Genomic DNA, 9,349 nt, shown 5'->3' with positions numbered 1-9,349 from the left:
CGCCGCCGCGCACGCGGAACGCGCGAGCGACCGCGCGGCGCTGTGGCGCGCGTTGCAGGACGCCGGCTGCGCGCCGGCCGCCGACCCCGTGCCGCCCGCCGATGCACCGCCGGTCGGTCCCGTGCTCGCGTACGTCGCACGCAGCCCGTCGCCGCTCGCGATCGTGCCGCTCGAGGATCTGCTCGCGCTGGATGCGCAGCCGAATCTCCCCGGGCCGCCGTGCGGCCACCCGAACTGGCTGCGCCGGCTGCCGCGCGCGGTCGACACGCTGTTCGACGACGACGTCCGCACGCGCATCGCGGCGCTCGAGCACGCCCGCCATGCACCGGAGGACGACGCATGACGCCGCGCGCAACGTTGCGCCTGCAACTGCACGCCGGGTTCACGTTCGACGACGCGGCCGCCCACGTGGACTATTTCGCGCGGCTCGGCGTGAGCCACCTGTACCTGTCGCCGATCACGACGGCCGAGCCTGGCTCGATGCACGGCTACGACACCGTCGACCACCACGCAATCAGCGCGGAACTCGGCGGCGAAGCCGGCTTCGAGCGGCTCGTCGACGCGCTGCGCGCACGCGGCCTCGGCGTGATCGTCGACATCGTGCCGAACCACATGGGCGTGGGCGGCGTATCGAACGGCTGGTGGAACGACGTGCTCGAATGGGGGCCGGCGAGCCCGTACGCGCACTATTTCGACATCGACTGGCATCCGCCCGACCGCGCCCTCGACGGCAAGGTGCTGCTGCCCTGCCTCGGCGCGCCGTACGGCGACGCGCTGGCGGCCGGCGACATCACGCTCGGCGCCGACCTGTCGGCCGGGCGCTTCTTCATTGCGTGCCCGGGCAGAAAGCTGCCGGTTGCCGCCGCCACCTACGCGGACATCCTGCGCATCGCGAACCGCGCGGATCTCAACGCGCTCGCCGAGCGTTTCGATGCCGCGGCGGTGCGCGGCAGCACGCGCGTCGCGGCCGCGCACGCGGCGTTGCGCGACTACGCCGCCGCCCAGGGCCCGCATGCGCTCGACGCCGTATTGCGCGGCGCCGATCCGCGCCGCGCCCGCTCGCGCGCTTGCCTGCATCGGCTGCTGGAGCGCCAGTGCTATCGGCTCGCGTGGTGGCGCACCGCCGCCGACGAGCTGAACTGGCGGCGCTTCTTCGATATCGCGACGCTCGCGGGCGTGCGGGTCGAGGACGAAGCCGTGTTCGACGCGGTGCATGCACTGCCGCTGCGGCTTCATGCGCAAGGACGGATCGACGGATTGCGCGTCGATCACGTCGACGGCCTCGCCGATCCGCGCGCGTACTGCCGGCGCCTGCATGCGCGCCTGGCCGCGCAGCGCGACGCGCGGCCCTACGTCGTCGTCGAGAAAATCCTTGCGCCCGGCGAGACGCTGCGCGAAGACTGGCACGTCGCCGGCACGACCGGCTACGACTTCATGAACGACGTCGCCGCGCTGCTGCACGATCCGGCCGGCGCCGAGCCGCTCGCCGCGCACTGGGCGGCCGTGTCCGGCTCCGCATGGTCGTTCGCGCAGGAAGGCGTCGCCGGCAAGCGGCGCGTGCTGAAACGGCAGCTCGCCGGCGAGCACGAGCGCGTCGCGCGCGCCTTCCACCGCATCGCGCGCGCGGCCCCCGCGACCCGCGACGTCAGCCGGATCGCGCTTCAGCGCGTGCTCGCCGAGCTTGCCGTGCATCTGGCCGTGTACCGGATGTACCCAACGCCCGGCGACGAGCCGAGTGCCGCCGATCGTCACGTGCTCGCGCAAGCGTACGACGCTGCGTGCGCCGCGATCGATCCGTCCGATCGCTACGCGCTCGATCGCGTCGCCGGGTGGCTCGGGCTGCCGGGCATACGCGCGCCACGGGCGGATGCCGCCGCGCTGCAGGCCGCGCGCGTCGCGTTCGCGCAGCTCACCGCGCCGCTCGCGGCGAAAGGCGTCGAGGACACCGCCAACTACCGCTACGGGCGATTGCTGTCGCGCAACGAGGTCGGCGCCGATGCGGGCGACTTCAGCCTGTCGCGCGGCGCGTTCCATGCACGCAACCGGCGGCGCGCGCGCACCGTCCCGCATACGCTCGTCGCCACGGCGACACACGATCACAAGCGCGGCGAAGATGCGCGCGCGCGGCTCGCGGTGCTGAGCGAGGTGCCGGATGCCTGGCGATCGGTATCGCTCGACTGGTCCGCGCTGAACCAGCCGCACCGTGGCCGCGCGCATCGCGATCTCGCATGGACGCCGGGGCCCGCGGCGGAAGCAATGCTGTACCAGACGCTCGTCGGCTGCTGGCCGCCCGAGCTCGCGCCGGACGATGCGGCCGGCCTCGCGGCGCTCGCGGAGCGCGTGGTGGGCTGGCAGACGAAGGCGCTGCGCGAAGCGAAACGGCATACCGACTGGCTCGCGCCCGACGCGGACTACGAGCGTGCTTGCGAACGGTTCGTGCGCGCGATCCTGCATCCGCACGGCGCGGGGGATTTCGTGCACCGGCTGCATGCGTTCGTCGCGCGCATCGCGCCAGCCGGGGTCGTCAACAGTCTTGCGCAGGCGGCGTTGCGGATGGCGTCGCCAGGCGTACCCGACCTGTACCAAGGTACCGAGTTATGGGATCACTCGCTCGTCGATCCGGACAACCGGCGCGACGTGCCGTTCGCACGACTGGCGGCCGAACGCGTCGACGAGCCCGTTTCCGCGTATCTGCGGGATTGGGTCGATGCGCGCGTGAAGCGTGCGCTCGTCGAGCGGATGCTCGCGCTGCGGGCGCGCTGGCCGACGACGTTTGCGGAGGGTGCGTATGTGCCGCTGCGCGTGCGCGGGAGGCTCGGGCGGCACGCGGTGGCGTTCGCGCGGTGCGATGACAACGCGACGATCGTGGTCGTGACGACGCGGCTCGCGTGCCGGCTGCTTGGCGACGTGCCTGAGGTGCCGCGTGTAAAGCCTGATGAATGGGGGGATACCGCGGTCGTGGTGCCGAAGGGGGCTGGCGCGCGGTGGAGCGACTGGTTGGACGACGGGCGAGAAATCGATGCGGCGTACGGGATGATACGGCTCGATCGATGTCTTGCGGCGCTGCCGGTTGCGGTGCTGGTGGCGGGACACGCGCGGAAGTGAATGCGGTATGGATATGTGTGGTTCGTGGTCCGACGAGCAACCCGCTCGACGCGCCATCAACATCGCGGTGGCAGCGGCTGGACACATGCGCTGCCAACGCGATCGGCCTCCTCACTTCGCTCGCGCTCAACAGCGCGATGTCCCCCAGTCGCAGCCGGTAAGCGCCGATCACGGCATCAATCGGTTCAAGTCTTTCGTTGTTCGTCGCGCGTCCGTACTTGTGGAACGCTCACCGCGGGGTAGCGACAGCCCGATCCGCATCGCGCGCCGATCCCGCGGCCACGCGCGCGATCACGGCCTCCGTCGCCGGTTGATGACGGGCAGCACGCGCGCCGCCTCCGACGGTTCAACCCAAGCTCCGTCCACGTAAAACCGTTCATGCCGGCGCTCGGCGACGGCTTCCGCGCCAGCAAGATTCGCCGTCATCCTAATCTCCCAGCAGCCCCTGCTGGCCGGCCCACACGTATGTATCGTCGAGCGCGCGTTCGATGGCGCGGAACATTTCGTCAAGTTCGGCCGGTGTAATGACGAGCGGCGGGCACAAGGTCACTGTGTCGTTCAACCCGCGTGTGACAACACCATGCGCAAGCGCGCGTTTCGCCGCATAAGCTGCCACGCCGGCGGCCGGAGCGAACGGCTCGCGCCGCGCCTTGTCCTTCGCCACTTCGAGGCCGCCCAGGAGCCCGATACCGCGCGCCTCGCCGATCAGCGGATGCGCGCCGAGCCGCTGCAACTGCGCCTGAAACGCCGGCGCGAGTTCGCGTACCCGGGAAACGATGTCGCGCTCTTCATAAATGCGCAGCGTTTCCAGTGCCACGGCCGCCGCCACCGGATGCCCGGTATAGGTATAGCCGTGCCCGAACGTGCCGGTCGTGCGGCTCTGCTCCACCAGTGCGCGGTATATCTTTTCGTTGACCATCAACGCGGAAATCGGCTGATAGCCGGCCGACAGCTGCTTCGCCATCGTGATCATGTCGGGCTGCAGATCATAGGTCTGCGAGCCGAACATATTTCCGGTTCGACCGAACGCGCAGATCACTTCATCGGCAATGAACAGAATGTCGTACTTCCTGAGAATCTTCTGCACCTTCTCGAAGTACGTGCGCGGCGGCACGATCACGCCGGCCGACCCCATCACCGGCTCGGCGAAGAACGCGCCGACTTCGTCCGGCCCCTCATCGAGGATCAACTGCTCCAGCGTCTCGGCGCAGCGGGTCGCATAATCCTCTTCGGTCTCCCCGGGTTGCGCGAAGCGATAGTGATGCGGGCAGTCGGCATGCACGATACGATCGATCGGCAGATCGAATTCGCGGTGCGCATACGGCAGGCCGGTGAGGCTTGCGGCGGCCACCGTGACGCCGTGGTAAGCCTTCTGGCGCGAGATGATCTTCTTCTTGCGCGGCTTGCCAATGGCATTGTGGTAGTACCACACGAGCTTGACGGCCGTATCGTTCGCCTCCGACCCGGAGTTCGCAAAGAACACCTTGGACATCGGCACGGGCGCCATCGCGATCAGCTTCTCGGCAAGCTCGATACCGACATCGGTCGATTTGTGGCCGAATGCGTGATAAAACGGCAGCTTGCGCATCTGCTTGTCCGCGGCATCGGCAAGACGCGCTTCGCTGAAGCCGAGCGATGCGCAAAACAGGCCTGACAGCGCTTCGAGGTAGCGGTTCCCGTGTTCATCGCATACGTAGCACCCGTCGCCGCGCGTGATGACGAGCGGCCCCTCCTTCTCGTGCACCGCAAGGTTCGTATACGGATGAAGATAGTAAGCGACGTCGCGCTCGTTGTTCGACTTGAAGATTGTGGTCATGGCATTACTCCTGAAGTGCTGAAGATTCGATCTGTTCTTTCAATAAAACGTCGAGTTCCTTCTTCCCGCTGGCCCACGGGCCGATGATGGCCTCGATGGCCGCCGCGACGGACAGCAGGTCCGCCTCGCCGCGCGCTCGCCCCACGATCTGGATGCCGACCGGCAAGCCGTCGGCGGTCATTCCGCACGGAATCGAAATCACCGGGAGGCCAAGCAACGTCAGCCCGTATGTGATCGAAAGCCAGTCGATATAGGTATCGAACTGCCTGCCGGCCGCGCATGCGACGAACGGAAGCCCCGCATCGAAGGCCGGAACGATCGAGGCCGGGCATACGAGCACGTCGTATTGCCGGAGCAGCGCTTCCACGCGATGCGTGAGCTCCCCGCGTGTGCGTATCGCGTCAGCGACGGCGGGGACACCAAGTGCCAGCCCATACTCGATGTTGCCGACGACGTTTGCCCCCAGCGTCTCCCGGTGCTGCCGGAGCACGGGCGCATAGTTGGCCGCGAACGAAACGCCGCGCAGTACGTGAAATGCGCGGTGCCCCGCCGACAGGTCGACATCGGGCCGTTCGACGCCGATACCCGACGCGCACAGACGGTCCATCGTTGCGGCGCAAATCGCGAGCACCTGCGTCTCCGGCACGGCAATGCCGAGCCCGTCGCTATAGGCGATGCGCACCGGAACACGCGGGCGCCGCGCATGGTCGAGAAACGTTTGGGCCGAACGCGGCATCGACAGCGGCGAACGCGGATCGGCGCCAACCATCGCATCGAACAGCAGCGCCGTATCCTCGACGTTGCGCGCCATCGGCCCCTGAACCGCCATCGTGTCGAAGGGATCGCGCGCGGGGCCCGACGGCACGCGGCCGGGCGTCGGGCGCAGCCCGACGACCCCACAGAACGCCGCCGGCGTACGCAGCGAGCCGGCCAGATCCGAGCCATGCGCCACCCACGCGGTGCCCGACGCGAGCGCCGCCGCCGCGCCCCCCGACGAACCGCCCGACGAACGCGAGAGCCGCCACGGGTTGCGTGTCAGTCCAAGTACGTCGTTGACCGTATGTCCACCCGCGCCGAATTCCGGCGAGTTGGACTTCGCGTAGACGATGCCGCCGCTTTCCTCCAGGCGCGCCGGCGTCACGTCGGTCGCGGCCGGAACGAAGTCGCGATAGACCCGCGAACCGTATGTCGTGCGCACGCCAGCCACGGCGGACAGATCCTTGACGGGCACCGGCAGTCCACACAGCGGCCCGCGTTCCGTCACGGGCACGCGCATCAGCCTTTGCGCATGTTCGTGCGCCCGCTCCCAGCACAGCGTCGGCAATGCGTTGATATGGGGTTCGACGAGTTCGACCCGCGCAGCCAGCGTATCGAGCAGCTCGTGTGGACTGACCTCTTCGCGACGAAGAAGATCGACCACCTCACAAGCGGTTCGGTCAATCAGGGTGGTGTCAACAGTCATGGTGCAATCTGTGCTTCTTGTTGAACGGGCGCATCGATTCCGTCGCGTGCATGGCCACCATGCACGAGCGGAAAAGCGTGTTTCCTCGCATGCGGGTATCGACGCGCCCGGAGGCCGGTTACCGGTTACTTCAGGAGACTCGTCCAGACCCGGTCGTGGAGGCGGATCGCCGCTTCGGAGCAAGACTGTTTGAACACGAACTTCGTGCCGGATGGCGGATTGAGCTCGGGCGCACGTTTCACGCTGTCGGTGACAAAAGCAGCGGAACCCGTCACGGCATTTTGATATTTGAGGAAATTCGTATTCGTCGCGGCAGCCTTCGGCGTCAGAAGAAACGCGATGAATTTCCGGGCGTTATCCATATCGGGCGCCCCCTTGGGGACGACGATATTGTCGACCCACGCGAGCGAGCCTTCCTTCGGATACGCGTAGCGAATCGAGCGCTTCATATCCGACGCACGCTGCGCCGTACCGCTCCAGACCGCCGACATCGCAATCTCGCCGGACACCATCGACTCGCGAATCGCACCCGCCTTCGAGCTATAGGTTTTCACGAACGGCTTCTGCTTCTTGAGCACGTCGAGCACTTTCTTCATTTTTTTGGGATCCTCACTGCAATACGGCACGTCGGCGGCAACGGCCGCGAGCGCAATGGCGTCGTCGGCGGAATCGAACATGTTTACCTTGCCGCGCAACGGGCCAGGCGGATCGAACAGCACGTTGATTGCATTGATGTCGCCGTTGTACACGGCAGAATCGACGGCGAAATTCATCGTGCCCCACAGATAGGGAACCGTGTAGTCGCCCTGCGGATCCCATTGCGGCTTGCGAAAGCGCGCTTCGATATTGTCGTAGCCCGGAATCTTCGATGCCTGGATCCTTTCGATCAGCCCCTCACGCGCGAGCACCGGCACCATGGCCTGCCCCGTGACCGCGATGTCGTAACCCGCGCCGCCCTGCTTGAGCTTCGCGAGCAGCGTTTCCTCCGAATCGTAGTTGTCGATCTTGACCTTGATCCCGGTTTGCTTCTCGAACTGCGACACGAGATCGGGCGCGATGTAGCCCGACCAGATATAGAGATTCAGGTTCCCCTGCGCATGTGCGGCAATGACCGGAACCGCGCATGCAGCGGCAATGCATGCGGCTTTCAGAATTCCTTTCATGGATTCTCCAATCGAATACGCTGCGTTGATGTAAGACTCATGAGGCAAGCTTGCGCCCGCTCTTTCCGACGAGATGGGATGCAACCACGAGCACGACCGACACCGAAAGAATGATCGTGGATGCGGCATTGACGTCAGGCGTGACGCCCATGCGCATCAGACTGAAAATGAAGATCGGCAGCGTCGTCGAGCCGGCTTGTGCGATCAGCACCGAGATGATGAAGTTGTCGAGCGACACGACGAACGCGAGCATCAGACCCGACACGATTCCGGGCATCAGGAGCGGCAGTGTCACGTAGCGGAGCGTCTGCCATTCGCGTGCGTAGAGATCCATCGCCGCCTGCTCGAGACGGGTGTCCATGCCCTGCAGCCGCGCACGAACCGGCAGATACGCGAACGGAATGCAAAATACCGTGTGCGCAATGACGAGATTGCCGACCCCAAGCGAAAGACCGATCGCACTGAAGAACCCGAGCGTGGCCACGCCGACGACGATTTCCGGCAGCACGAGCGGCAACATGATCAGACGTTCGGCCGAGCCGGTGAGTCGGGTGCGCTGCCGGCGAGAGATCGCCAGGGCCGCCATAGTGGCAAACACCGTGGCGAGCACCGCGGCCGTCAGGCCGATCGTGACGCTGTTCCGGGCCGCATCGCGCAATCCGTCGTTGTGCAACGCGACCGAATACCACTTGAGACTGAACGACTGCCAGACCGTCGCCGAAACGCTGCTGTTGAAGGACAGCGCCACGAGTACCACGATGGGCAGATACAGATAAACATAAAATGCGGCGGTAAAGATCCCGAATCCGGCGAAATGACGGGCGCGAAATCCGGCGCGCATGGACACCTTGCTCATTGGAACCTCCGTGCTCGCGAAGCTTCGAGGCTTCTGCGCATCAAGGTGATCAAAATGCCGGCCATCGTGATGGCCAACAGCAGCACGACGGCGAACATCGCGCCGAACGGCCAGTCACGCGCCTCGGTGAACTGCCGATAGATGAGGTTGCCGAGCATGAGCTTCTTCCCGCCGCCGAGGAGCTCCGGTGCGATCATGGCGCCGAGGCACGGAATGAACGTCAGCATGCAGCCCGCCACGATACCGGGTGCCGCGGCCGGCAAGACCACACGCAGCAGTGCCTGGCGCTTCGACGCATAGAGGTCGTGCGCGGCCTCGAGCAACCGGATATCCATCTTCTCCACGCTCGAATAGATGGGCAGAACCATGAACGGCGCATACGTATAGACAAGGCCGACCAGCACGGCGCCGTCGGTATAGAGCAGCGGCAGCGGGTGAGCAATGAGGCCGGTCGCCTGCAACGCACCGTTGATGACGCCCGTGTCGCGCAGCAGGAGAATCCACGCATAGGTACGGACCAGCAGATTCGCCCAGAACGGAATCGTGATCCACAGGATCAGCCTGCTGCGACGCGCCGCGGGCTGCATCGCGATGTAGACGGCGACGGGAATGCTCGCGGCCATCGTGATGAGTGTCGTCGCGCCGGCCACGGCGATCGAGCGCAACGCAATCGTCAGATACGCATCCGTAAATTCGAGGTTGTTGTCGAGATTGCGTTCGAACAGCAACTGGACATATGCATCGACGCTGAACTTGTGGATCACGCCGCCGTAGCCGCTTGCCTGCATGAACGAATAGGCAATGACGAGCAGAAGCGGCACGACCAGAAAGATCGCGAGCGTGAGCGTGGCGGGCAGCAGGCTCAGAATCTGGTTGACACGCTCGCGGTCGGCGAGCGATCTGCGCGGCCCGGCCGCCCGAAGCGAATGATCGACGTTGGCGGCCAT

Annotated in this window: 7 protein-coding genes; 2 read left to right on the top strand and 5 right to left on the bottom strand. The window is 66.1% G+C overall.

The window, feature by feature from the left end; genetic code table 11:
* A partial coding sequence (locus O1Q03_RS17385; protein WP_269505003.1) for a 4-alpha-glucanotransferase occupies positions 1 to 343 on the top strand: 343 nt, incomplete at its 5' end.
* Positions 340 to 3,105 carry a malto-oligosyltrehalose synthase gene (gene treY, locus O1Q03_RS17380; RefSeq protein ID WP_269505002.1) on the top strand — a complete coding sequence of 922 codons (2,766 nt, stop codon included), beginning with the start codon at positions 340 to 342 and terminating at the stop codon, positions 3,103 to 3,105. The genes O1Q03_RS17385 and treY, both read left to right, overlap by 4 nt.
* Positions 3,106 to 3,532: 427 nt before the next feature.
* Here treY and O1Q03_RS17375 read toward each other — a convergent pair whose 3' ends face one another.
* From O1Q03_RS17375 to O1Q03_RS17355, 5 genes are read right to left on the bottom strand one after another with little or no spacing between them, the layout of a single operon-like run.
* Complete coding sequence (locus O1Q03_RS17375; protein WP_269505000.1) at positions 3,533 to 4,921, bottom strand: aspartate aminotransferase family protein; 1,389 nt, start codon at positions 4,919 to 4,921, stop codon at positions 3,533 to 3,535.
* A gap of 4 nt (positions 4,922 to 4,925) precedes the next feature.
* Complete coding sequence (locus tag O1Q03_RS17370) at positions 4,926 to 6,566, bottom strand: amidase (RefSeq protein WP_269504998.1); 1,641 nt, start codon at positions 6,564 to 6,566, stop codon at positions 4,926 to 4,928.
* Positions 6,509 to 7,546 carry an extracellular solute-binding protein gene (locus tag O1Q03_RS17365; RefSeq protein WP_269504996.1) on the bottom strand — a complete coding sequence of 346 codons (1,038 nt, stop codon included), beginning with the start codon at positions 7,544 to 7,546 and terminating at the stop codon, positions 6,509 to 6,511. The genes O1Q03_RS17370 and O1Q03_RS17365 overlap by 58 nt, the downstream gene beginning before the upstream one ends.
* A 37-nt stretch (positions 7,547 to 7,583) precedes the next feature.
* Positions 7,584 to 8,402, bottom strand: a complete 819-nt coding sequence (locus tag O1Q03_RS17360; RefSeq protein ID WP_269504994.1) for an ABC transporter permease — start codon at positions 8,400 to 8,402, stop codon at positions 7,584 to 7,586.
* On the bottom strand, positions 8,399 to 9,349 hold the full coding sequence (locus tag O1Q03_RS17355) for an ABC transporter permease (RefSeq protein ID WP_269504992.1): 951 nt from the start codon (positions 9,347 to 9,349) through the stop codon (positions 8,399 to 8,401). The genes O1Q03_RS17360 and O1Q03_RS17355 overlap by 4 nt, the downstream gene beginning before the upstream one ends.

The organism is Burkholderia sp. IMCC1007 (assembly GCF_027257875.1).
GTDB lineage: Bacteria > Pseudomonadota > Gammaproteobacteria > Burkholderiales > Burkholderiaceae > Burkholderia.
This window is presented reverse-complemented; position numbering and strand designations above follow the sequence as displayed.